A 25,100-nucleotide genomic window follows, 5' to 3' on the forward strand; every position below is an offset into this window, starting at 1 on the left:
CTTGTAAAATCTTAATTATGAGCATAAACAGAAGGCGATTTTTAAAATTAGGTTCGGTAACAATTGCGGGATTGCCATTAGCTCGCGTTACCCAAAATACGGCGTGGTATAATTTTAACAATGACAAGGCTTTGCCAGAGAGCAACCTATATAAAGCTTTTAAAGATCCGGTAAATACAGCGAAGCCTTTTGTGCGCTGGTGGTGGAATGGCAACCGGATTGTAAAGGAAGAGCTTTTGCGTGAGCTGGATATGCTGAAAGGATTAGGTATCGGCGGTGTAGAAATTAACTCCATCAGGTTCCCTGAAACTGCCGATCCACTACATTACAAGGAACACGAATGGTTAAGCGATGAATGGCTTGAATTGCTTGATTTTGCTTTAAAAGCAGCTAATGAGCGTGGAATGATCTGTGATATTATTGTAGGATCGGGCTGGCCGTTTGGAGGTGAGTTTTTAACAAAAGACGAGCAGACCCAAATTATGGCCCTGGGCACCAAAGACATTAGTGGGCCGCAAACACTTAAAATATCCCGTGAGGAATTACTAAAAATTGTTGATCCGCCTATATCCTCAAAGAACTTAAAAAGTTTTAAAGAGCTCTGTGTACTCAGGTTAGCTCCGGCTAATTTAGAAAGCATAGATCAGGTGGTTAACCTGGATAGCCAAACAGATAAAGATCTGATAACCATTGATGTGCCCGATGGAAACCACGTACTCTATTTCCTTGTCAAAATTACGGGCTTTATGGCGGTAATGTTTGGCGCCCCCGGTGCCAGCGGACCGGTTCTGAATCATTATAATAAAGAGGCGGTTCAAAAATACCTCAACAAAATGTCTGATGCTATTACTCCAAAAATAGGATTAATGGGTAATAAATTCAGATCAGTGTTTACTGACAGTTTGGAACTTGAAGGCGCCAACTGGTGCGATGATATGCTGGAACAGTTTGAAAAACGCAGAAAATATTCGCTCAATGCATATTTGCCTTTTATTTTATTTAAGACCGGGCGTTTAGGCCGGGCACTGGATGAAAAATATGGTTCGGTACCGGGCGAGCAGTTAAAAGATACCTTAGACCGGGTGCGCTATGATTTTGAAATAACCAAAATGGAATTATTTCAGGAACGCTTTTTAGATACGTTTTTAAACTGGTGCAAAACCAACGGTGTTAAATCAAGGGTGCAGGCCTATGGCCGGGAATACCACCCTTCAGACTCAAGCATGCAGATCGATGTGCCGGAATGTGAAACCTGGATCCGTACCCACATTGGGCAGGAACTGAAGGATTTTGATTATAAACAAGGCAGGGCATACTCAGAAGTAAATAAATTTGTATCGTCAGGAGCGAGACTGGCTGGTAAAAAACTCATCAGTTGTGAAGAAATTACCAATACCGAGCTCGTTTTTAACGCTACTCTGGAAAGGATAAAACAAACCGGCGATCAAAGTAACCTTTCGGGAGTTACACATTCTATATTGCATGGGTTCAATTATAGTCCTGCCGATGCACGGTTCCCAGGCTGGATACGGTATGGAACCTTCTTTAATGAGCGTAATCCATGGTGGCCTTATTTAAAGCAATGGGTGGGTTATAAAGGAAGACTGTCTGCGGTTTTTCAAAACGGTACACTGGTATCGGATGTTGCTGTTATGCACCCGCTGCCCGATCTGTGGAGTAAATATGCAGCCCAATGGGATCCATTTCCAGAGAGGGCGCTGCCTTCGTATGTGCATAATATATGGGAAGCCATACATCAAAATGGTAGTGGCTGCGACTATGTAAGCGAAAGCGTTTTACAAAAAGCCACTTTTTTAAACGGAAAGCTTGTATATGGGCCACGGCAATACAAAGCCTTGTTGATTGTGGAGGCGGAAACCATACACCCGAATACAGCCAAAGCCATTAAGCGCTTTGCCGATGCAGGTGGTCGAATCATATTCATTGATAAATACCCGTATAAAGCGCCGGGATATAATGACCATTTAACCTTGGACAAACAAGTAAACGACATCATTAAAGGAATAAAAAACAAAAACGTAGTAATGTATCCGGCACCAACACTCAATGGTAAAATAATTGATTGGTATAAAAATATACAAGAACGGTTTGGCATTACGCCTTATATGAAAATAGATGATCCTCAGGCTTCTGTTAGCCAGGTTTATTACAAATTTGACAGCGCCGACGCCTTTTTTATCTCTAATTACAGCAATAGCAAAAGATTTGAATTTAATGCCGACTTTAACGTAACACCTGATAAAACAGCCTGGTTATGGGATGCCGAAACAGGTGAAAGATATTTGTATCCAACCGCAGGGAAAAAGAATCGTCTGAAAGTAACACTGGGGCCGGCAGAAACCAAACTGATTGTTTTTGACCTTAGGCGGCATGGTGAAAAATATAACGCGATTGATTTTTCAAAAAAAGCGATACTTACCGTTACATCGCCCTGGAATCTAACGCTTAACCATGTAGATGGCAGTAAGCAAACCCAAAAGTTGGATAAACTAATTGATTTTAAGGATGATCACAATCTTGCCGCTTTTGCCGGGGATGCTGTATATGAAAATTCTTTTATAGTGAATAACCCGGCTGATATAAGTTATTTGAATTTGGGGAAAGTAGAAGGTGTTAGTAAAGTTATACTAAACGGAAAAGACCTGGGTAACCGATGGTATGGCGATCATGTATATGCGGTAAAGGGTGTTGTAAAAAAAGGCAGTAATTTGCTAATTATTCAGCTTGCTACAACGCTGGGTAATTACATGTATTCTTTAAAAGACAATAAAGACTCTTTGAAATGGATCAGAGGTAAAAAGCAGCCGCTTTATACCATGGGGGTTTTAGGCCCGGTTGAATTGGGATAGATATGATAATCAGGCAAAAGGTGGCGCTGTAACCATCTTTTGCCTGATGTGAAGCTGTTAAACAATAATAACTTTAACGTCTTTTTCTTCTATCGCTTTTACAGTGTTCTTTGAAACTTTCGCATCGGTAATAATATAATGAACTTGTTCCAGGCTGCATATGCGGCCAAGTCCGCGTCTGTCAAACTTGGTGCTATCTGCCAAAACTACAACTGTTTGCGCTGTTTCTATCATCTTTTGATTAAGCGTAGCTTCTGATAAATTTGAAATGGTTATACCAAAATCTATATCTATGCCGTCAACTCCCAGAAATAATATACTGCAGGAAATATCATCCAGAACACTCATAGCATGCGCTCCCGCAACGGACGATGAGTTTTGCCTGATTAAACCGCCCAGTTGTAATACTTCAACATTAGGCCGGTTACTAAGTTCCAGCCCTACCTTTAATGCAGGGGTGATAACAGTTAAATGTTTAGCTGGATGAAGCATACGGGCCAGTTCAAAAACGGTGGTGCCGGAGCCTATCATAATAGAATCTGTTTGTCCAATAAGTTCAATAGCAGCTTTGGCTATCTTTTTCTTTTCATCGGAGTTAATAAATTCCTTTTCATAAATAGGGCGGTCAACTGCGTAGGGGTTATTTAAAGATCCGCCGCCGTGTGTCCTGAACAGCAAGTTCTTATCTTCTAACGATTTTAAATCCTTTCTGATGGTTACTCCGGATACGCCCATTTCTTCCACCAGGTCAATAATGTTAACTTTTCCTTCCTTCTTTAATTTTTCCAGGATAAACTGGTGTCTGTCAGTTATATTTTTCATTTACTCAGAAATATGATCTAAAAATAGAAAAAATAATGTTAATAAACCTTTTAATTTATACGGATTTTATATTTCAAAATATTTATTTTAATTTAATTTTGTTTTATTAAGTTTTAAATACTTTATTTGTTTAAGATTAAATCAATATATTAAAGTTTTTTTTAATTAAAATAAACCTAACAAGATAGTAACACCAAATGCTGTCTTTTAACCTTTGAATCAACTAATAATAAATTAAATAAAGAAGCTAATGACTCAATCGGGCAAATCTGTACTTGATAAAGCAGGTATTCCAAAACATCTGGCCTGGGGCTATCTGGGGATCCTTATTTTTATGATGGGTGATGGTGTTGAGCAAGGTTGGTTAAGTCCGTATTTGTTGGGCAGGGGATTAAATATTCAGCAATCAGCATCGCTGTTTACGGTGTATGGGGTAACCATAGCCATATCATCGTGGTTTTCTGGTGTTTTAGCCGAAGGATATGGCCCTAAAAAGACCATGATGGCCGGTATTCTGCTATATATATTGGGTACAATTGGTTTTGTCGGGTACGGAATGCCCGAACTGCATTTTCCGGTTATGCTGATCACTTACGCCATAAGGGGGTTCGGTTATCCGCTTTTTGCTTATTCTTTTTTAGTTTGGATAACCTACCGGAGCCCCCAGCAAAAACTGGGTACAGCAGTTGGGTGGTTTTGGTTTGTTTTTACTGGAGGTTTAAACGTTTTTGGAGCCTATTATTCAAGCTGGGCAATTGAACACCTCGGTTATCTCAATACATTATGGAGTTCTATATTTTGGGTTGTACTGGGAGCCTTTTTCGCGCTTGTATTAAATACAGACAAATTTAAAGCCGGCGAGGGAACCGTAAGTAAATCAGAAGAACTGGCCAAAGGACTCACCATCATGAAAGAAGAGCCAAAGGTTTTGCTTGGCGGTATTGTCCGCATCATAAATACAACTGCTCAATTTGCCTTTCCGGTGTTTTTGCCCACTTATATGGCTGCCCACGGATTTTCTACTACCGCATGGCTGCAGATCTGGGGAACCATCTTTACAGCTAACATCGCTTTCAATTTAATTTTTGGCTTTGTTGGCGACAATTTCGGATGGAAAAATACAGTAATGTGGTTTGGCGGAGTTGGTTGCGCTTTAACAACCTTGCTCTTTTACTATTCCCCGGTTTTATTTGGAGGTAGTTTTTGGCTGGTAATGCTTAGCGGCGTATTGTGGGGCGCCTTGCTGGCCGGCTATGTTCCACTGTCGGCACTTGTGCCTTCGCTGGTTAAAAAAGACAAAGGCGCTGCTATGGCAGTTTTAAACCTGGGCGCTGGTTTGGCAGTGTTTGTTGGCCCTGCCATTGTTGGAGTTTTTATAGGAAGTGTAGGTAATGAAGGCGTGGTTTGGATATTAGCCGGTCTGTATTTTATCAGCGCCCTGTTAACCAGGTATATTTCGCTTCCTGATAATGCCAAAACAGCGCATTCGTTAAAAGATTCGGCTAAAATTACACTCAAAATAGAGTAAAATCCCCTTGAGAAATTTACTAACAAATACATAAAAACAATATGAGGATACTGATAACAGCTCCGTATAATCAAAAAGGACAGGACATACTTTCCGGTAAATTCGGCGAAGTTATTTATAAGCCCTGGAAGGATAATGGCAGGGCATTTAATGAAACTGAACTTAATAAGCTGATTGATGAAACGCGTGCTGATGCTTTAATTACGGAACATGATAATGTAACAGCTAATGTGATAAATCTACATCCTCATTTGCAATTTATAGGCGTTTGCAGGGGCACTCCATCAAATGTTGATCTTGAGGCTGCTAAAGCGAAAGGGATACAAGTGTTTTATACACCGGCACGTAATGCCCAGGCTGTTGCTGAACTGTTTATAGCCAACGTAATCAGCCTGATGCGTAATACTATTCCGGGTTGGCAATGGCTAACCGGCAAAAATTGGGAAGAAGGCGCCCACACTTCGTACCTGCAGTTTAAGGGTAATGAACTGGCTGGGAAAACAATTGGTATGGTAGGTTTTGGAGCGGTTGGTCAAAGAATTGCCGACATGGTTAGGAATTTTCCTTGCCATATAAAATTTTATGACCCTTATATCGAAAGCAGCAACCCCGACTATCACAAAACATCCCTGGAAGATGTTTTTGAAAGTAGCGATATTGTTTCAATTCATTTGCCGGTTAATGATCAAACAATTGGTATGATTGATAAAAAATTGATCTCCATGATGAAACCGGAAGCCATATTTGTAAATACAGCCAGGGCCAGTGTAGTAAAGCGCGACGATTTACTTAACGCTATTGAAAACAATAAGATCAGGGGCGCCGTATTGGATGTATTTGATTTTGAACCACCTGACCAAAAAGATTATCAGTTAATTAATCATCCGCATGTTTTGGCAACGCCGCACACTGCAGGTGCCACCCACGAAGTTGAAGACCATCATGTTGAAATTTTAAATGAAAGGATCCTGAACTGGGCTTTATCAAATGAGAACAATACAAAGAAAAAAATAGCCTGACCGGAATGACATCTAAGGAAGCATATATTGTAATTGATATAGGTACTGGTAATGTGCGTGTTGCAGTGGCGACAGTTACAGGTGACATACTTGGTATCGACCGTGAAAATATCGTGTATCATAAAGATAATAATTATCCTGAAGCACTGTATTTTGACCCGCAGCAGCTTTGGGAGCAAGTTTCAGGCCTCACAAAAAAGGCCTTGGCCCAGGCAGGTGATGTACATATTCTCGCGCTTACAGCAACCAGTCAGCGTGAAGGAATTGTGCTGCTTGACAAAAATGGCAAATCGCAGATAGGTTTGCCCAATATTGATCACCGGGGCAGGGAGTGGGAGAATATGATTGGTGACAAAAGCTACGTTTATCGCCTAACCGGGCGTTATCCCACATCGCTTTTTTCTGCTATGAAAATTGCAGGAATCCGTGAAAGAAGGAAAGATATATGGAATGACTTTTCTACTTTCCTAAGTATCAGCGATTGGATAGAATACATGTTGAGTGGAGTTGTTCATTATGAACATTCCCAGGCATCGGAAACTCTATTGTATGATGTAGAAAAGAAACGCTGGTCTGCAGATCTTTGCGATGTTTTTGATATAGACGTGTTAATATTACCTCCTCTTATTCATTCAGGAACAATCCTGGGAACCATCACCAATGAGCAGGCGGTAAATTTGGGTATACCTGCCGATGCCAGGATAATAGTTGGTGGCAGTGATACCCAACTGGCTATTATGAGTACCTGTCCCGAAACTAATGACGTAGTAATTGTATCAGGAACAACAACACCTATTATAAAACTTACCAGTCAATACGTTATTGATGAAAAAGAACGTACATGGACAGGCAGGCACACTGATGCGGATAGCTTCATGTTTGAGGCCAATGCTGGTGTAACAGGTTTAAACTATCAGCGGTTAAAAGAAATTTTTTATCCCAATGAAGACTACGCGGTTATTGAACAGGAATTGTCAGAAGTAAACAGTTTTCAATGTATAGCATCACTTGGGTCTTTGCTGGCCGATGAAAAAGCTCCGTTAACAAAGGGCGGGTTTATTTTTGATGCTCCTGTATCACATCAGTTAACACGCGCCAGTTTTGTTTGGGCTACGCTTTGGGACATAGCCTGTAGTATATGCGAAAATTATAAAACATTAAATAATGTAAGCGCTCATGAGCAGGATTATATATGGGCATGTGGGGGTGGGGTTCAGAGCCACACTTTACGGCAGTTTATAGCAGCGCTTTTAAATAAAAAAGTAATGATCCGTAACAGTTACCGCCAGTCTTCGGTGGTGGGAGGTGTTTTAATATGTAACAAAGCGCTTGAAAAGAAACAGCCGCCTGCGGTAACCCTTGAAGTTGTGGAACCGGCGGAAAGAGCTCATTACAAGTTATTGTATAGTGAATGGAAAAAGACCCGTTCATCATTTAAAGAAATATTGAGTTGATGGCATCATATTTTATAGGGATAGATATTGGAACGCAAGGAGCAAGAGTTGTTTTGGCTGACGCAAAAGGAACGATCGTTTCGTCGGCAGAGCAAATATTTCCGTTGAATGATCAGTCAAGAGAAGAACAATCGCCAGAAGAATGGTGGAGTGCTTGTTACCACTCATTGTCTGCTTTACTGCAGAGCGCGGGGGGGAAAACTATTGCTCATAACATAAAAGCTATTACGGTAACTTCTACATCCGGCACGGTTATTCCTTTAGATGGAAATAACCAGCCTTTGCACAATGCCATTATGTACAGTGATAAACGATCTGTTCATCAGGCAGAAAAATGCACAGCCGCCGCGGTGAAATTTCATAACAGGGGTTATACCGCTTTTAACTTTTCGAGTGGGTTGCCTAAAATGGTATGGTTTCAGGAAACGTATCCCGAGAAAGCGGCTAAAATTGCTAAATGGATACACGCGGCCGATTTTGTTACCGGTATGTTGAGTAACGTTTGGGGTATTACCGATTACACAAATGCTTTTAAATCAGGTTATGACGTTAGTAAGTATGAATGGCCTGAATATTTACATACCCAACTATCGTTAAAAAAAGAGTGGCTTCCCAACGTTGTGCCGTCAGGAACAGTGATTGGTACTATCGCAAAAAATATAGCAGAGAAGCTTGGTCTGCCCGAAACAGTTAAAATTACGGTGGGTATAACGGATGGTTGCGCTTCGCAAATAGCGTCAGGAGCTATAAACCCTGGCGAGTGGAATACAACTATTGGCACCACTATGGTAATAAAAGGAGTAACTTTAAATGAAGTACCTGACCCATACGGCCGTTTATATAGTCACAGGCACCCCGAAGGTTATTGGATGCCCGGTGGCGCCAGCAACACCGGGGCAGATTGGGTTACCAATGAATTTGGTGACGATCTGGTTAATTTAAACGAGCGGGCACGCGGCCTTATTCCAACGCATCATATAGCTTACCCGCTGCGGCAGGAGGGTGAACGTTTTCCGTTTTCGGCGCCACAGGCAAGGGGTTTTGAACCCGAAGGGCTAACAAAAGCAGAGCGGTTTGCTGCAAATATGGAAGGTGTTGCCTACCTGGAAAGGTATGCCTATGAAATGATAGAGGAATTATCGGGCGAAGAAGTAAATGCTATTTATACAGCAGGAGGAGCAAGCAACAGCGATACCTGGCTCAAAATCAGAAGCAATGTGCTCAATAAGCCGGTTTATAAAATGAAACACGTATCTGGAGCGGTAGGTGCCGCTATTTTGGCCACTTCAAAAACATACTACGGCTCGTTAACGGAGGCTGTTAAACATATGGCTTTAATTGAAAAAGAGATCCATCCTGAAAAGGCGCTGGCAGAACAATATGACACCGACTACCACAGATTTATTGAGGTTTTAAAGCAAAAAAATTATATTAAAGAAGAGGCTGATGCTTAAAGTTTACCTATTAAGGCACGGTGAAACCACCTATAATGCCGATGGCAACCGCTACTGTGGCCGAACAGACGCCGAACTGACCAATAAAGGAATAGAACAAGCTAAAAACGTATTTCGTCAACTAAGAAATGAAAAATTTGATGCAGTTTATTCATCTCCTTTAAGCAGGGCCAGTATTACGGCGGGGATAGCTACCGGAAGCAAACAAGTACAAACAGATCAGCGCATTATTGAAGTTGATTTTGGTACCTGGGAAGGTAAAACAAAGGAAGAGTTTATAGCCGAAGATCCACACTTGTGGGCGGCATGGATGAATGATCCGGCAAGTGCGAAAGCTGGCGGCACAGGCGAAACCGGAGCTCAGGTTATTGAAAGGGTGGATGCTTTTTTTAATGAAATGTTGCAGAAACATGCGAACCGTACCATCGTGGTGGTGGCACACAACGGGATAAACCGTTTGTACATGGCCTATAAATTGAGTATGGAATTAAAAAACTATAGAAGGGTATTTCAGGAGAATTCTGCGATCACTTTTTTTGAGCTGGACGAAACCGGTGAAATCACCTTAAAAAAATTAAACGCCTAAACTATTTTACTACCATGAACGGGTTATCATTATCTAAAGTAATTCTATCCTTCCTGCTATTAACCGCTACAGCAAAAATTTCGAAAGCGCAAAGGGAAATAAACGCACTTCAATTTAAAAATACTCAGGAGTTTCAACAATACTTTAAACATACCGGTAATGATATGCCGGTCATCAGTGGTCACCGCGGAGGAACAACTATCGGATATCCGGAAAACTGCATTGCCACTTTTGAAAATACACTTAAATATACGCCAGCTTTTTTTGAGATAGATCCGAGGTTAACTAAAGATAGCGTGATCGTTTTAATGCACGACGAAACGCTTGATCGTACAACAACCGGCAAAGGCAAGGTTTCTGATTACACTTTTCAGGAGTTACAGCAATTCAGGTTAAAAGATCCTCAGGGAAATGTTACGAACTATAAAATACCAACCCTTAAGGATGTAATATTGTGGAGTAAGGGCAAAACCGTTTTAAATCTTGACCATAAGGACGTGCCGCTTGAAATGACTGCAATGTTATTAAAAGAATGCAAAAATGATGAAGTTATGCTGACTGTCCACAACGCGCAGCAGGCCCGGTTCTATTATGATAATAATCCTAAAAATATGATGTCGGCCTTTGTGTTAACAAAGGCAGCTTTTTATACGTACGAAAAGGCCGGGGTCCCCTGGAAAAACATGATAGCTTATATCGGCCCGACCAATAAGCCTGAAAATAAAGAATTGCTTGACCTTTTGCACTCGAAAGGAGTAATGTGTATGATTTCTGCAGCTCCATCCTATGACAAGCTAAAAGACCCTGCTGAACGTGCCGCCCATTACCGTGAAACATTTACTATGGGTGCTGATATTCTTGAATCTGACCTGCCTATTGAGGTGGCGACGGCCATAAAATCAATTATGCCAAAATCGGGTTTACAAAAAAGGTTTTGGGGAAAGGTCAGGCTATAATTGTTAGGTAAATTATTTTGCCCTTGTTTGCTAAAGTTAATTTGATCATCTTCAATACTTGTGCCCGGCTATAACCAAAAAACATGAATTGATGATTAGCCACCAATAGTTTGGCTTTTCCATTTAAGGATAATACTTTGCGGATTTTTGGAATATTACTATAAATTTATGTAATGTTGCTTGCCAATGCTATGTTTATCAGGTACCTTCTTAAATTGCCTGAGCATCCCTAAATCGAATAGTAATGAAATGGTATTTAAAAATATGCTGAAAACGGAAAGGACAAACTATGATGAAATGAAGTCATTGGTGCAGCAAATAGCCAATTCCATAAAAAAAGATATCGATAAAGGGATCTACCGTAAAAACGATAGACTTTTATCAATAAACGCTTACAGCAAGCAATATAAAGTTGCCCGTGATACCATAGAAAAAGCATATATCCAACTAAAACAGGACGGTTATATTCATTCTGTTTCGGGTAAGGGATATTTTGTAATTGGCAAAACCGACGTAAGGATTCGGGTATTACTGATTTTTAATAAACTAAGTTCATATAAAAAAGTTGTTTATGATGCAATTGTTCATACCCTTGGTGACAAGGCAAAGGTTGACCTGCACATTCATCATTATAATCCTGCACTCCTTGAAGAAAGTATAGAAGCCAATATAGGAGCATATCATTATTATGTGGTAATGCCTCATTTTTTTGATTATGCTAATGAACAGGACTATTTAAATATCTTAAAAAAAATTCCAACAAATCAATTGATATTGCTGGATAGGGACATTCCGAAACTGGATAAATGGTCGTCTGTATACCAGGATTTCAAAAGTGATATTTATGATGCGCTGAATGTGGTTGCCGATCGCATAGCGAAGTATAAGAAAGTGATAGTTGTTTACCCTGCTGACCGTAATCATCCACCAGAAATTAAAGATGGTGTACAGCAATTTTGTCTCGAGAATAACAGAGTATTTGAAATTATCACTACGGTTAATGTCAATGAACTTACAAAGGGGGCCGTTTATATTGTTCTTACCGAACATGATTTGGCAGATCTGATCAAAGGTGTTAGAATTACCGGGAATAAATTGGGACGGGACATCGGCATCATTTCCTTCAATGAAACAGTTTTCAAAGAGCTGTTGGATATTACAGTGATTTCAACTGACTTTGAGGGCATGGGACGTAAAACGGCGGAGTTGATACTGCAAACCAAGCCGGCAATTATAAAAAATGAGTTTAAGATTATTATCAGAAAATCGTTGTAAATGCTACAGGGAAGCGCGCAGGGTTAAATAAAAAGGTACTTCATAGCGGGCCGGAGTTCCGTTCTTGATAATCTGGGCTGTCAACTGGCCCATTTTCTCAAAATCTGTTGATATAGTTGTTAATCCATTCAAAATTATTTTTTTTAACGGCGTTTCATTATACGATATAACACCAATATCTTTACCAATTTGCAATTTGGTGGCTAATATCCGCTCAATTAAAACAACCAGGTCGTTCTCCATCAGGTTAATAAAAACCTCTCCTTCATTTATTGGCTCCTGCTGTATATCATGAACTACTTTATAAGTGAAGGCATACTGTATACAAAAGCTAAAAAAACCTTTTAGTATTTCGCCCGGGAAATACGTGTATTCGGGAAATATAATTTTTAATGTGTGGTATTTCATAAGTTGGGGAAGGGCTTCTTCCAGGGCCTTTGAAATATCCTTTTCAAAATTCTCATACACCGCTGCAAAATCCCCCTTTACACCCGGAACAAGTTTGTCGAGTATGATAAGTTTCTCTTTAGGTAATGTATTAATAATGTCGTGCACATTTTCGCCGCCATCCATAAAATGGGGTAAAATTACAAAATGCGTATAATCGTTATTGCTCCGGTTTTGAAGCAGCTTTTTAAAAAATTCAAAATCGTTGTTATATATGTAAAAATCTATTGCTGCTTCATGGCCAAGGCCGTCAACAATGGCATCATACACAAGTTTTTTATGGGTGCTAAGCTTGTTAAATATTAAAAAAACCTTAAACTGCTGGTCGGCTGCAGTGTGTTTAATGTAGTATCCCTTGCCCGGCACAGATCCTAACAAACCAATAGACTTAAGGTGTTTATACGCTTTTTCGGCTGTATCCCGTGATATCTCAAAATTAAGATTCAGTTCATTGATCGAGGGGAGTGTTTCGTTGATCAGTAACTTACCCTCGCGCACGCTTTTAATAATTGAATTAGCTAACTGAATATATTTGGGTGTAGCCGAATAATAGTCAATATATATGTATTCAAAAAAACGGGAGGATTTCATGCGTATTTATTAAAATAAGTATGTCTGTTAAATTTAAGGTAAACTTAACAAGGCTAATGTAACTTTTACAAGGTAATCATGATACTACAGGATGGTTATTTCATAAAGCAAGCTTACTTTGGCAAAAGTGCAGGGCTTTAATTAAAAAGTCACTTGTAGCTAATAACCAATTTTAACCTCTTTTATTGTTTTTATGGAAAGGATAGCGTTCAAAATGAAGCTTTTTCCCGGCTTTGAGCAGGAGTACAAAAAACGGCATGACGAAATATGGCCCGAGCTTGTTGCGCTGCTGAAAAACGCAGAAATAAGCGATTATTCAATATTTTTAGATGAAGAAACCAATAGCCTGTTTGGTGTTTTAACAATAAACGATAGGTTGCTGCTCGATTCGCTACCACAGCAAGCCCTCATACAACAGTGGTGGGCCTATATGGCGGATATAATGGAAACCAATTCAGATCATTCGCCAGCAAGTGCACCGCTGAAAGAGCTCTTTTATTTACCATAGTAACCCTGCAATATGGCTGGCTTTACCAATATATCAACGCCTGAAGTTTTAATTTCAAGCCGTTATTTCAAGGCCATTAGCAAATTTTTCTGGTTTATCTTTTTTGTTGGCGGACTGTTACTACTATTTGATTTCAACGCGTACGCACAACCCGCTTCGCAATCATGGCATAATAAAAGCAGGAGCATACGCTATCATCCTGATGGGAATGATTTTGTTATAATAAATGGCAAACACCGCTTTAACAGGGCACTTTATGGCACCCATACTGCTTTTAGGGTAGAGGCCGGCGATTTGCCGGAGTTCGCCCTTTATTTGCCGGGCATGGGAGGCAATCTAAAATTTGGCCTCATAAAGGGGAGTGAAAGTAAATGGCTTATCAATGCCCGGTTTATTGAAGCCCGGTATAGGCCGGGCGCTATGATCTATACTATTAAGGACGATTTGCTGGGGAAAACAGCCCTGCTTCATATTGAAGTGCTGGCCGGTGCTTCGGCCGAAAATATTTTGGTGAAAGCCCGACTTTTAAATGACAACAAACAGCTTAAGTTATTTTGGGCATTTGGAGGCGCTACAGGTAAAAAGTTTTCAAGGGACGGTGATATAGGCGCTGATCCTGAATCAGTTTTTTATATGCAGCCCGATTATTGTAAAGGGAACGATTTTCGGTTCACGGATGGCAACTTTACCCTCAATTTCCGCGGAAAAAGTATGAACGAAGCCGTACGCTATGAAAATGACCAGGTAAAATCAAATGAAAAGAATACAGAAGTATGCGGAAAAAATGTGCTGTATGGTATTTTTCCTCCATCCTCAAACATTCATTTAGCTGATGCGCGTGAACAAGCTACGCCGTTTGTAATGCTTAACTCAAAAGCTGTGGCTAATCCGGCTATAGCCGGATTAGCGGTAAATCATGGCGGTAAAAACATGTATTGGGTCATCCAAAATGGGCGATCTATTGCGGGATCCAGTCCCGAAAAATTATTTAATGAAGCTGAAGACGCCCAAAAAAAAATAGCTTCCAGGGTTATCATTCATACACCTGACCATTACATAAATACAGTTGGCGGTGCGCTGAGCATAGCCGCCGATGGCGTTTGGCAAAGCCCGTCATATATGCACGGTGCAGTAGCCTGGCGCATGCGCCTGCCGGCCTGGCGGGGTCCGTACGTGGCCGACCCTCTGGGCTGGCATGACCGGGCATGGTCGCATTTTAGCAGTTATGCTTTATCGCAAGTTACTGAACCGGCAAACGGTCCTGTTGTAGCCGATACGGCCTTGCATCTGGCCCGTCAACAGGAAAAGCTGGGCACAGCTATGTTTAGCAGTGGTTATATCAGCCGAAATCCCGGTGGTGATATCCGCCCGCATCATTATGATATGAATTTAGCCTATATAGATGAATTGCTTAATCATTTTAAATGGACAGGAAGTTTGGATGAGGTGAAAAAAATGTGGCCGGTTATCGAAAGACACCTGGCCTGGGAAAAGCGGAACTTTGATACTGATGGAGATGGTTTATATGATGCGTACTGTGCTATATGGGCAAGCGATGCTCTTCAGTATAGTGGAGGTGGCGTAACCCATTCATCCGCTTATAATTATAAAGCCAATAAAATGGCAGCATATTTGGCGGCGTTGATAGGTAAAGATCCGCAACCATACCAACAGGAAGCTGATAAAATATTAACAGCAATAAATAAAACATTGTGGATGCCGGGCACTGGGAGTTATGCCGAATATCAGGATTTGCTGGGTTTACATTTATTACACCCGTCGGCCGGGTTGTGGACCGTTTACCATGCCATTGACTCCGATATACCCAATGCCTTGCAAGCTTACCAGACGTTAAGATATATAGATACCCAAATACCGCATATTCCGATTATTGCAAAGGGATTATCAGGAAATAATTACCTGCTATCAACCACCAACTGGCTGCCGTATGATTGGTCGTTGAACAATGTGGCAATGGCCGAAAACCTGCATACAGCATTGGCCTATTGGCAAGGTAACAGGTCGCAGGATGCTTTTAAGCTGTGGAAAAGTACCATTCTGGAGAGTATGTACCTGGGAAGCAGCCCTGGCAATTTTCAGCAGATCTCATTTTATGATACGCATAGGGGAGAGTTGTACCGGGATTTTGCCGATCCTATAGGAATGGCCGCCCGTTCATTGGTGGAAGGGTTGTTTGGCATCCGCCCTAATCTGCTTACGGACACATTAACCATAAAGCCGGGTTTACCAGAGTTATGGAATCATGCTTCACTATTGGTACCTGACGTTAAGTTTTATTTTAGGCGACAGGGGCAAGTGGATAACTATACAATAAAGCCATCTTTCAACAAATTGTATAATTTGAAATTGCAGGTTACAGCAAGGTCTGTTTCTATAACTTCGGTTACTTTAAATAACAAGCCGGTTAAATGGACCGCTGTTAAAAATGTTGTTGGGGAGCCTTTATTGCAAATCGTGGCCGGAGCACAGAAAGTTTATCAATTCAAAATAACCTGGGGTACACAAAAGCCCGAGCCAGTAGAACCTGTAAACAGGGTTGTGGTTAAAAGTGTATTTAAAAAAACTTATAATAAGGCCAGGGTTATTGAGGTTAACGATCCGCAGCATGTATTATATGGTTCTTTTATCTCAAACAACCATATAAAGGCTACAATGGCAAATACATATGGTAACCATACCTTTTTTTTAAAGCTAAAGCAAGGAAGCTTTACCTGGTGGCATCCCGTTAATTTAAATATTGTAGCTCCAATAACTATAACGGCTGATACACAGCGGGCCGGTAATTTATCTCAATTTAAAGTGACCAGTAATAACGGCGCAAAAGCTATATCGGTGGTTATTAACCCTGAGTTGCGAACGGCCTATCGAAAAAGTCTTGTGATCAGGCATAAAGGGCAGCCTGCAATTTTTACTGTTCCAGGTAATTATCTTATTCCAGGTAGCAATCACGTCCTTATGTCCGATGGCAAATATATTGTTGACACCGCGTTAATAAGCTGGAATTCAAACGGCTTAATTCAGGGTAAATCAGATCATGTTGATCTGAAAGTGTATTTTAATGACAGGCTTACCCAAATCTTTAAAAATAAATATCTTTCGCCCAGGCCAAAATCACCTACATTACAATTGCCATGGCAGGGCATAGGCAACTGGGCATACCCGCTTGTTACAGCGAACATTGATGACAGCGGTTTGAAACGCCTGGCTGGCAAAGGTAATGGGCTTTTTAAACTGCCCAACCAAATAACTTTTGCTACACCTGTTGATGATAGCCAAAATATTCTCTTCACCTCGCGGTGGGATAACTACCCAGGCGAAACAACAATTCCACTATCAGGTAGGGCAATACATGCTTATTTGCTTATGGCGGGCTCAACTAACCCTATGCAAACCCGTATTACCAATGCAAAAGTGATTGTTACTTACCAGGATGGAACACAAACTACCTTAAATATCAAAAATCCCGAAAACTGGTGGCCTATTGAGCAAGATGATGATTATGATGATTTTGCTTTTAAAACCGGTGCCGTTAAACCATTGCGGGTGTACTTTAAAACCGGTGAGGTGACTACCGACTATAAAACATATACAACTATTAAGGGATTTAGTAACAAAGCCATTGATGGCGGGGCGGGCATTGTGCTGGATATGCCGCTTGACAGTAAGAAGCCGCTTAAGAGCCTTCAGTTAAAAACACTGGCTAATGATGTAGTAATTGGACTGATGGCGGTCACCTTGATACGTGAGTAGATAATTAGCGTGATGAATTTGTTACAATACTTTACCTCCTGATCAGGACGGTGCAGGATGCGCCTTGCTTAAACAAGCTATAACTTTAATTTATTGTAAACCTGGCCTCGTTTGGCCAACCAACCCAATAATACTGTCTGCTATGATCAAATTACCTTTCGGAATTTTGTTGTCTTTTTTTGCATTTGTTTGATGCCAGCCCTGCCGCTAACATTGCTCGCATAAGGTAAAATGCGGGTTTATGGAGTGTTAAGCCAGCTAATGAGTTTCAGAAAGGGTCATTTACTAATGATAGTCATGCGCAAACCGAGTAAATACAATAACAATGAGTTTTAGAAAACACCTTACTTTGATGACAATTGCCTTTTTACAGGCAAACCTCAGCGCCATTATGGCCCAGAATGTAATGGAAACAGGTGGCACCAAGCCAATGCCTGCCCAATGGATAGATAAAGTCACCGGCCATAAGGTAGTTCGCCTGGTAAACCGTGAAGGCGACAACGCGAGTTTTTACTTTAACAACACTCCATTTGTTTCGCAACAAAAGAGCGAAGGTGACCTGATGGTATTTTATGGAAAAACGGAAAAAGGCATGCAGCTTTTTACAGTTAATTTGAAAACGCAAAAGACAGAACAGTTGACCAACCGCCAAAAAGTATCAGGTGAAATGGTTTGCGCTAAAACCCATGAAGCTTTTTATCAAAGCGGCGACAGTATTTTTGCTGTAAATGTGAACACCCATAAAACGAGGTTTATTTATGCGTTCGCTCCGGATTTTAAAGGTAGGGTAGGTACCATAAATGCAGACGGCACTTTTATGGCCTGTGTAAAAGCAACCGGAGATGAGGAACGCGAAATACTGGCTAAGTACCCCGAAAAACATGACTTCTTTAACCGGATATATGACGCTCATATACAACATACGCTTTATGTGCTTGATGTTAAATACAAAACATTAAAACAAATACGCCAGGAAAATGAATGGACAAACCATTTGCTTTTTTCACCAACAGACCCGTATAATCTGTCTTATTGCCACGAAGGTCCCTGGGAAAAAGTCGACCGCATATGGAATATCAATATAAAAACCGGGGAAAATAAACTGTTGCATAAACGAACCATGGTAAACGAAATTGCCGGGCATGAATTTTTTTCGCCGCTTGGAAATACAGAGTGGTTTGATTTGCAGAAACCGAAAGGGCAGACCTTTTTCCTGGCCGGAATTAATATGAAAACAGGAAAAGAGGACCGGGTTTATCAAATGGATCGTAACGAATGGTCAATCCATTTTAACGTTACTAAGGATGAACAAACCTTTGCCGGCGACGGCGGAAATGCCGGGCAGGTAGCTAAGGCACCTGATGGTATGTGGATTTATCTGTTTAAACCAGATGGTGATCACTTCAAGTCGGAAAAATTGGTCAATATGAAAAATCACAATTATCATCTTGAACCCAATGTCCATTTCTCGCCGGATGAAAAATGGGTTATATTCAGAGCCAATTTTGAAGGCAGAGAAGGGATTTACGCTGTAGAAGTAGCCAAACACCAATAAACAATTCGGAATGTCATTAAACAAAAATAATTTAAGAATAGCAGCGGTATTTGTCCTTTTCCTTTTAATTGGTTCGCAAACCGTTTCAGCGCAAGTTGGCTGGCCCGCAACTACTAAGCAAACCAAACCCTGGGCCCGGTGGTGGTGGGAGGGCAGTGCAGTAAATAAAAAAGACCTTACCTGGAATATGGAAAGCTACCACAAGGCCGGTTTAGGTGGTATGGAAATAACACCTATTTATGGTGTTAAAGGGCGCGAAAACGAGTTTATACAGTATTTATCGCCCCAATGGGTTGACATGCTTAAATATACTCTTCAGGAAGCGAAGCGTTTAAATATGGGTATTGACCTGGCCAATGCAACCGGCTGGCCGTTTGGCGGGCCATGGGTAAGCAACGAGGATGCAAGTAAGGAATTGTTCTGGAAAAATTACGAGCTAAAAGGTGGGGATAAACTAACCGAACCTGTTGTTTTTATACAACAACCATTAGTGAGGGCCGATGGGGTAGCGCCAAAGATCACCGATTTGGTTGAACCCATCAGCAGTAATAAAAACCTCCAGCTGATGGCACTTGATCAGGTACGATTTGAAAAGCGTATTCCCCTGATAACTTTAATGGCTTATGATGATAAAGGAAAAACGCTTAACCTAACTGACAAAGTGGATGCTGACGGCAAACTGAATTGGACAGCGCCTGCAGGTAACTGGAAACTGTACGCGCTTTTCCAGGGATGGCATGGCAAAATGGTTGAACGTGCCGCACCCGGCGGCGAAGGATATGTTATTGATCATTTTTCAAAACCAGCCCTTGAACATTATCTGAACCGGTTTGATGAAGCTTTCAAAGATCAGAATGTGAGCACGATAAGGGCCTATTTTAATGATTCTTATGAGGTAGATGATGCGCGGGGTCAATCGAATTTAACCCCTGGTTTTTTTGAGGAATTTTTTAAGCGCCGTGGTTATGATCTTCGCGAGCATTTACCTGCCTTGTTTGGAAATGATGATAAAGAGATCAATGCCAGGATACTGTGTGATTACCGGCAAACCATATCTGATCTGCTATTAGATAATTTCACCAAGCCATGGCATGAATGGGCCAAAGCAAAAGGCGCTTTAATCCGCAATCAATCACACGGGTCGCCATCAAATATATTAGATCTTTATGCAGCTATTGACATCCCCGAAACAGAAGGGGATGATATTTTGAGATTTAAATTCGCCACCTCCGCAGCACACGTTATGAATAAACCACTGGCCTCGTCAGAGTCTGCAACCTGGCTTAATGATCATTTTTTATCATCATTGGGAGATGTTAAACAGGCTATCGACAAATACTTTATAGGCGGTGTTAATCATATTTTTTACCATGGCATCAGCTATTCACCCAAAGATGCAAAATGGCCTGGCTGGTTGTTTTATGCTGCAGTACATTTTAATCAGACCAATCCGTTCTGGAATGATTTTTCAACACTTAATCAATACATAACCAACTGCCAATCGTTCCTTCAGCAGGGTAGGCCAAATAACGATGTCTTAGTTTATTATCCACTGTTTGATAGCTTTTCAGAATCAGGTAAGAATGGGTTGCTCAAGCATTATGACGCTATGAAACCCGATTTTAAAGGTACAGGCTTTGAACTTTCTACAGAAGAAATGCTGAAAAAGGGATACACGTTTGATTTTATATCTGACAAACAAATATGGGCACTGCAATCTAACGGTAATGTTATAACCACAGGTGGCAATAATTATAAAACCATATTGCTGCCTGATTGCGAGTACATTCCGATTGAAACTTTTAATAAGTTAATGGATATGGCACGCTTGGGTGCAACAGCCATTGTCTATAAAAATATGCCAAATGATGTACCTGGATACGCACGTTTAAACGAACGGCGAAAGAAACTAAAGGATTTACTGGCCACACTTAGCTTTACAAAGGGTAGCAACGGCGTACAAACTGCTGTAACCGGCAAAGGACGAGTTTTAATTGCCGAAAATATGAGTGCTTTGCTGAATGCGGCGGGTGTTAGGAGAGAAAGCATGACAGATGCCGGCCTGCAATTTGTGCGCAGAACCTACAAAACCGGTAACAGTTACTTTGTTGCTAACCAAAGCGAAAAGTCAGTTGATGGTTGGGTAAATCTATCAGTTGATGCCGCCTCAGTAGTGATCTTTAATCCCATGACCAAAAAATATGGACTGGCTAAAAGTCACAAACAGACAGATGGACAAACCCTTGTGTTCCTGCAATTGCATCCTGGTGAAAGTTGTATTTTACAAACTTCTCCGTTAAAAATAAATGCTGCTAATTACACCTATTACCAGCTCACAGGCAAACCCGTAGAAATAAAAGGAAATTGGGCGGTTCAGTTTACCGAAGGAGGCCCAACGTTGCCTAAAACACTTTACTTAAATGAGCTTAAATCATGGACAGATTTAGCCGGAGAAGAACTTAAAGCTTTTTCGGGTACCGGTAGTTATACCATCAGGTTTAAAAAGCCTAAGCAGGCTGCAATGGCCTGGCAACTTGATCTGGGTAAGGTATATGAAAATGCCGAAGTGTATCTTAATGGTAATAAGCTTGCAACACTTATCGGGCCGCAATATACAGTTACCATACTATCGGGACAGTTAAGGACAGTGAATGAATTGCAGGTGAAAGTGGCTAATTTAATGGTGAACCGTATTATAGATATGGATAAAAAAAATATTCCTTACCGGATATTTTACAATACCAATTTTCAATCTCATAGTGCGGGTTCAAAGGGCCCCGACGGCCTTTTTACCGCTATAAACTGGGTTCCAAAGCTATCTGGCTTAGTTGGGCCGGTAACCCTGAGCGCAATTAAATATTTGAAAGTAAAATAATATGTACCCAGGGAAAAACGATCCACACGGTCGTTTTCCCTGGGCAATAAGCGCTATCAGGCAGGACGCTACAGGATGGTCTTGTTGAAATTAACTTTTAAGTTCGTTTATTCAATTATTACCAAACTGCACCAAACAGTTAAAACCCAAAATTAATTTTATGAAAAGAACTTTTATCCATTCTTGCAAAATGCTATTGCTGTTGCTTTTTTTTGGGGCAATAGGCATATCCAGCACTTTTGCACAGCAGCTAACTATCTCGGGCACTATTACTGACAGTAAACACCTTCCGGTTGCTGCAGCTTCTGTGCAATTAAAGGATACCAAATCGGGCACCACCGCCGATGTGGGTGGCAAATACAGCATTAAGGCCGCAGCAGGCCAGGTGTTGGTATTTAAATCAATTGGATTCACTGCTAAAGAGGTTACCGTTGGCACAAGCAATGTGATTAACGTAAGCCTCACAGAAACAGAATCGCAGCTTAATGAAGTAGTAGTTATTGGTTACGGTGCTCAAAAAAGAGCAAATGTTACCGGCGCGGTAGCTACTTTTAAAGCAGATAACCTTGACGAGCGTGCCATAACGCGTGTTGACCAGGCTCTTGTAGGCCAAATGGCTGGCGTAACCGTTAAGCAAACTACCGGAGTTCCGGGAAAGGCATTCAGCGTTAATGTTCGTGGTACCGGCTCTATAAGCGCTGGTAATGAACCTTTGTATGTAATTGATGGATTTCCCTTGTCCGTATCCGCTATAGGGAGCGGCGGTAGTTTTGGATCAGGTAACCCACTCGATAACATCAATCCAAATGATATTGAAGATATTCAGGTTTTAAAGGATGCTGCCGCTGCTGCCATTTACGGTTCAAGAGCATCAAACGGTGTTGTACTGATTACAACTAAAAAAGGCAAAAGCGGGAAAGCCAAAATTACCTATAACGCTTATTACGGATATAATGAGGCCAGCAAATATCTGCCTATGCTTAACGGCGATCAATGGATTGACCGTGCTACGGAAATGATCAACGCCGCCTATGTGTTCAAATTTGGAGCACAGGGAGCCACTGCGAATGACGATGTAGCCAAGCGTCAGGCGCTTAATGGGGGTGCTTTTAGTTCGGCTTATATGCTTGACCCGAGATGGGCAATGCCAGGTCATCCCGGTCTGCAATATGTTGACTGGCAGAAAGCTGTAGAACAAAAAGGCGCTATGCAAAATCAAGCTCTGAGTGCAAGTGGTGGTAATGAGTATGTTAATTATTTTATATCTGGAAATTACGCAAACCAGGATGGTTTTGTAAAAGGGTTGGGCTATAAAGCATACTCTGCAAGGGCCAATGTAGAAGTACACGCGGCTAAGAATTTAAAGTTGGGTTTAAATATAGCACCTACTTACTCCATTACCCAGGATCCGGGTGTGGAGGGAAAGGACAATATTTTTCACCAGGCCATTAGTTACAGTCCTATACAGGAAGATACGGTAGGCTTGTACCCTAATGCTTTTAAAAATGGACAATACACCTGGGGTAATTCTGCCAACAGTCCAATTGCCAAATTGGAAAATAAAGTGGGGCAAACAAAAAAATACCGTACGCTGGGCAGCATTTTTGCAGAATATGAGATCATTAAAGGTTTAACCTTACGAAGTTCACTGAATCTTGATAATGTGGATAATGCATCCAATAGCTATACACCATATACCATATCAGGTACATTGGCTTCCAGAACATTTAACCCGGTATCAAATGCTAACCTTGCTGCAAATACCTCTGGATCATTCAACACTTTTAAAAGGCAAACGTTTGTTAATGAGAACACCCTTACTTACAATACCACATTTCACGCGGTACACAGCCTGAATGTATTGGTTGGGCAATCATATAACACCGATCGTTTAGATCAGTCAACATTATCGTCATTGGGCGGATATGTGAACAATACCGTACAAACGTTAAACGCAGCTGCTAACGTAACAGGTAATACAACCAGTACCAAAAATGTTCTGGTATCTTATTTTAGCCGTGTGCAATACGGGTACAAAGATAAATATCTGTTATCGGCAAGTTTGCGTGAAGACGGTTCTTCCCGCTTTGGAGCAAATACTAAATATGGCATATTCCCATCTGCATCTTTAGGGTGGCGAATTGTACAGGAGAATTTTATGAAAAAGCTTCCTGTAATAAGTGATTTAAAGCTGCGTGCAAGTTATGGTGTTAACGGCAATAATGCTATTCCCGACTATGGAGGTATTGAACAGTTAGGCTCATACGGGTACGTACTGGGAACTACACAGCCATTGGCCATTGGTCAGGCTCCAAGCAATCTGGTCAATCGGGATATCCAATGGGAAAAATCCCAAACCTTTGATGTCGGTCTTGATTTTGGGTTTCTTAGTAACCGTTTAACGGGTTCATTTGATTATTTTAATAAGTTAAATACAAATTTATTGTTATATGTACCCATTCTTCAATCAACGGGTTTCAGCTCACAACTGCGTAATGCGGGCTCAGTACGTAACATTGGCCAGGAGCTGGAATTAACCAGCCGCAACTTAATTGGTAAAGTTCAATGGAGCACATCAGTTAACATTAGTCATTATGCCAATAAAATTGTAAGTCTGTATGGTAACCAAAAACAGATCATTATTCCCAATTCATTTGATGTTTCTGATGCCATTTTACGAGTAGGCCAGCCTTTAAACAGTATTTATGTTGTAAGGCAGATAGGTTTCCTTACGCAAGCTGATATAGACAATCACGCGGCAACCTATGGCACAGGCCAAACCGTTGGCGACCCTAAATATCAGGATCTGAACGGCGACGGTGTAATAACCGAAGCTGATAAACAAATAGTTGGTCATCCAAACCCTACATATACCTGGGGCATCACCAATACCGTACGCTGGAAAAGTTTTGATCTGAGTGTTTTAGTACAAGGTCAAAACGGAGGGTCGATTTATTCTCTGTTGGGCAGGGCCATCACCCGTACCGGTCAGGGATTTACTGACAATGCTCCGGCATTTTATGCTAACCGTTGGAGATCGCCAGATAATCAGGGTGATGGACGGGTAAGCAAAGCTTACTCAACATTTGGTTTTGTAGCTAATACCGATTGGTTGTATTCGTCAGATTATGTGCGGGTTAGGAATATTACCTTAGGTTATGATCTAAAGAGTGTTTTTAAAACAAAGGTATTAGGCGCCGCACGTATTTACGTTACTGCCGAAAATTTCTTTGGACATGATAAATATTATGGCGGTTTCAACCCGGAAGCTCAAAACACAGCCATCAGCTCTGACACTAATTATCCTGAAGCTGGTGACTATGGAGGTTTACCGCTGGCTAAATCACTCATCTTCGGGTTAAATGTTACTTTTTAATCATTTCAACATT

At 41.0% G+C, this 25,100-nt stretch carries 15 protein-coding genes; 13 read left to right on the forward strand and 2 right to left on the reverse strand.

Annotated elements, in window-relative coordinates; genetic code table 11:
• Nucleotides 1-17 precede the first annotated feature (17 nt).
• Complete coding sequence (locus J2W55_RS13830; RefSeq protein ID WP_310096553.1) at nt 18-2,870, forward strand: glycosyl hydrolase; 2,853 nt, start codon at nt 18-20, stop codon at nt 2,868-2,870.
• Between the two features lie 57 nt (nt 2,871-2,927).
• On the opposite strand, the gene J2W55_RS13835 is transcribed toward J2W55_RS13830, so the two are convergent.
• The gene (locus J2W55_RS13835) at nt 2,928-3,692 is read right to left on the reverse strand and encodes a DeoR/GlpR family DNA-binding transcription regulator (RefSeq protein WP_310096554.1); all 765 of its coding nucleotides are present in this window, start codon (nt 3,690-3,692) and stop codon (nt 2,928-2,930) included.
• 250 nt (nt 3,693-3,942) lie between these two features.
• On the opposite strand from J2W55_RS13835, the gene J2W55_RS13840 reads away from it, so the two are divergent.
• The 7 genes from J2W55_RS13840 (at nt 3,943) to J2W55_RS13870 (ending at nt 11,964) form a co-directional block, all read left to right on the forward strand.
• Complete coding sequence (locus J2W55_RS13840; RefSeq protein WP_310096555.1) at nt 3,943-5,220, forward strand: MFS transporter; 1,278 nt, start codon at nt 3,943-3,945, stop codon at nt 5,218-5,220.
• 41 nt (nt 5,221-5,261) lie between these two features.
• The gene (locus J2W55_RS13845) at nt 5,262-6,239 is read left to right on the forward strand and encodes a 2-hydroxyacid dehydrogenase (RefSeq protein WP_310096556.1); all 978 of its coding nucleotides are present in this window, start codon (nt 5,262-5,264) and stop codon (nt 6,237-6,239) included.
• A 5-nt stretch (nt 6,240-6,244) separates the two neighbouring features.
• The gene (locus J2W55_RS13850; protein WP_310096557.1) at nt 6,245-7,693 is read left to right on the forward strand and encodes an FGGY-family carbohydrate kinase; all 1,449 of its coding nucleotides are present in this window, start codon (nt 6,245-6,247) and stop codon (nt 7,691-7,693) included.
• Complete coding sequence (locus J2W55_RS13855; protein ID WP_310096558.1) at nt 7,693-9,147, forward strand: FGGY-family carbohydrate kinase; 1,455 nt, start codon at nt 7,693-7,695, stop codon at nt 9,145-9,147. The genes J2W55_RS13850 and J2W55_RS13855 overlap by 1 nt, the downstream gene beginning before the upstream one ends.
• The gene (locus J2W55_RS13860) at nt 9,140-9,733 is read left to right on the forward strand and encodes a histidine phosphatase family protein (protein WP_310096559.1); all 594 of its coding nucleotides are present in this window, start codon (nt 9,140-9,142) and stop codon (nt 9,731-9,733) included. The genes J2W55_RS13855 and J2W55_RS13860 overlap by 8 nt, the downstream gene beginning before the upstream one ends.
• 14 nt (nt 9,734-9,747) lie before the next feature.
• Nucleotides 9,748-10,689: a glycerophosphodiester phosphodiesterase family protein gene (locus J2W55_RS13865; protein WP_310096560.1), complete on the forward strand. Its 942-nt coding sequence runs from the start codon at nt 9,748-9,750 to the stop codon at nt 10,687-10,689.
• Between the two features lie 264 nt (nt 10,690-10,953).
• Nucleotides 10,954-11,964: a GntR family transcriptional regulator gene (locus J2W55_RS13870; protein WP_310096561.1), complete on the forward strand. Its 1,011-nt coding sequence runs from the start codon at nt 10,954-10,956 to the stop codon at nt 11,962-11,964.
• Nucleotides 11,965-11,967: 3 nt separating this feature from the next.
• Here J2W55_RS13870 and J2W55_RS13875 read toward each other — a convergent pair whose 3' ends face one another.
• On the reverse strand, nt 11,968-13,002 hold the full coding sequence (locus J2W55_RS13875) for a GntR family transcriptional regulator (RefSeq protein ID WP_310096562.1): 1,035 nt from the start codon (nt 13,000-13,002) through the stop codon (nt 11,968-11,970).
• A gap of 193 nt (nt 13,003-13,195) precedes the next feature.
• Between J2W55_RS13875 and rhaM the strand changes: the two genes are divergently transcribed.
• From rhaM to J2W55_RS13900, 5 genes are all read left to right on the forward strand, one after another.
• On the forward strand, nt 13,196-13,510 hold the full coding sequence (gene rhaM / locus J2W55_RS13880; protein WP_310096563.1) for an L-rhamnose mutarotase: 315 nt from the start codon (nt 13,196-13,198) through the stop codon (nt 13,508-13,510).
• A 12-nt stretch (nt 13,511-13,522) separates the two neighbouring features.
• On the forward strand, nt 13,523-17,281 hold the full coding sequence (locus J2W55_RS13885) for a DUF4450 domain-containing protein (protein WP_310096564.1): 3,759 nt from the start codon (nt 13,523-13,525) through the stop codon (nt 17,279-17,281).
• A 325-nt stretch (nt 17,282-17,606) separates the two neighbouring features.
• Entirely contained in the window at nt 17,607-18,836 is a 1,230-nt protein-coding gene (locus J2W55_RS13890; RefSeq protein WP_310096565.1) for an oligogalacturonate lyase family protein, read from the forward strand.
• Nucleotides 18,837-18,846: 10 nt separating this feature from the next.
• Nucleotides 18,847-21,711, forward strand: a complete 2,865-nt coding sequence (locus tag J2W55_RS13895; RefSeq protein WP_310096566.1) for a glycosyl hydrolase — start codon at nt 18,847-18,849, stop codon at nt 21,709-21,711.
• A gap of 160 nt (nt 21,712-21,871) precedes the next feature.
• Nucleotides 21,872-25,087, forward strand: a complete 3,216-nt coding sequence (locus J2W55_RS13900; protein WP_310096567.1) for a SusC/RagA family TonB-linked outer membrane protein — start codon at nt 21,872-21,874, stop codon at nt 25,085-25,087.
• The last annotated feature ends 13 nt before the right edge of the window (nt 25,088-25,100 follow it).

This window comes from Mucilaginibacter pocheonensis, from assembly GCF_031456535.1.
Classification (GTDB): domain Bacteria; phylum Bacteroidota; class Bacteroidia; order Sphingobacteriales; family Sphingobacteriaceae; genus Mucilaginibacter; species Mucilaginibacter pocheonensis.

Bases quoted from the DNA above. Each gene is read 5' to 3' on its own strand.
- J2W55_RS13845 (WP_310096556.1), top strand. From the start codon at position 5,262: ATGAGGATACTGATAACAGCTCCGTATAATCAAAAAGGACAGGACATA.
- J2W55_RS13895 (WP_310096566.1), top strand. From the start codon at position 18,847: ATGTCATTAAACAAAAATAATTTAAGAATAGCAGCGGTATTTGTCCTT.
- J2W55_RS13860 (WP_310096559.1), top strand. From the start codon at position 9,140: ATGCTTAAAGTTTACCTATTAAGGCACGGTGAAACCACCTATAATGCC.
- J2W55_RS13855 (WP_310096558.1), top strand. From the start codon at position 7,693: ATGGCATCATATTTTATAGGGATAGATATTGGAACGCAAGGAGCAAGA.
- J2W55_RS13835 (WP_310096554.1), bottom strand. From the start codon at position 3,692: ATGAAAAATATAACTGACAGACACCAGTTTATCCTGGAAAAATTAAAG.
- J2W55_RS13890 (WP_310096565.1), top strand. From the start codon at position 17,607: ATGAGTTTTAGAAAACACCTTACTTTGATGACAATTGCCTTTTTACAG.
- J2W55_RS13885 (WP_310096564.1), top strand. From the start codon at position 13,523: ATGGCTGGCTTTACCAATATATCAACGCCTGAAGTTTTAATTTCAAGC.
- J2W55_RS13875 (WP_310096562.1), bottom strand. From the start codon at position 13,002: ATGAAATCCTCCCGTTTTTTTGAATACATATATATTGACTATTATTCG.
- J2W55_RS13900 (WP_310096567.1), top strand. From the start codon at position 21,872: ATGAAAAGAACTTTTATCCATTCTTGCAAAATGCTATTGCTGTTGCTT.
- J2W55_RS13865 (WP_310096560.1), top strand. From the start codon at position 9,748: ATGAACGGGTTATCATTATCTAAAGTAATTCTATCCTTCCTGCTATTA.
- J2W55_RS13850 (WP_310096557.1), top strand. From the start codon at position 6,245: ATGACATCTAAGGAAGCATATATTGTAATTGATATAGGTACTGGTAAT.
- J2W55_RS13870 (WP_310096561.1), top strand. From the start codon at position 10,954: ATGCTGAAAACGGAAAGGACAAACTATGATGAAATGAAGTCATTGGTG.
- rhaM (WP_310096563.1), top strand. From the start codon at position 13,196: ATGGAAAGGATAGCGTTCAAAATGAAGCTTTTTCCCGGCTTTGAGCAG.
- J2W55_RS13830 (WP_310096553.1), top strand. From the start codon at position 18: ATGAGCATAAACAGAAGGCGATTTTTAAAATTAGGTTCGGTAACAATT.
- J2W55_RS13840 (WP_310096555.1), top strand. From the start codon at position 3,943: ATGACTCAATCGGGCAAATCTGTACTTGATAAAGCAGGTATTCCAAAA.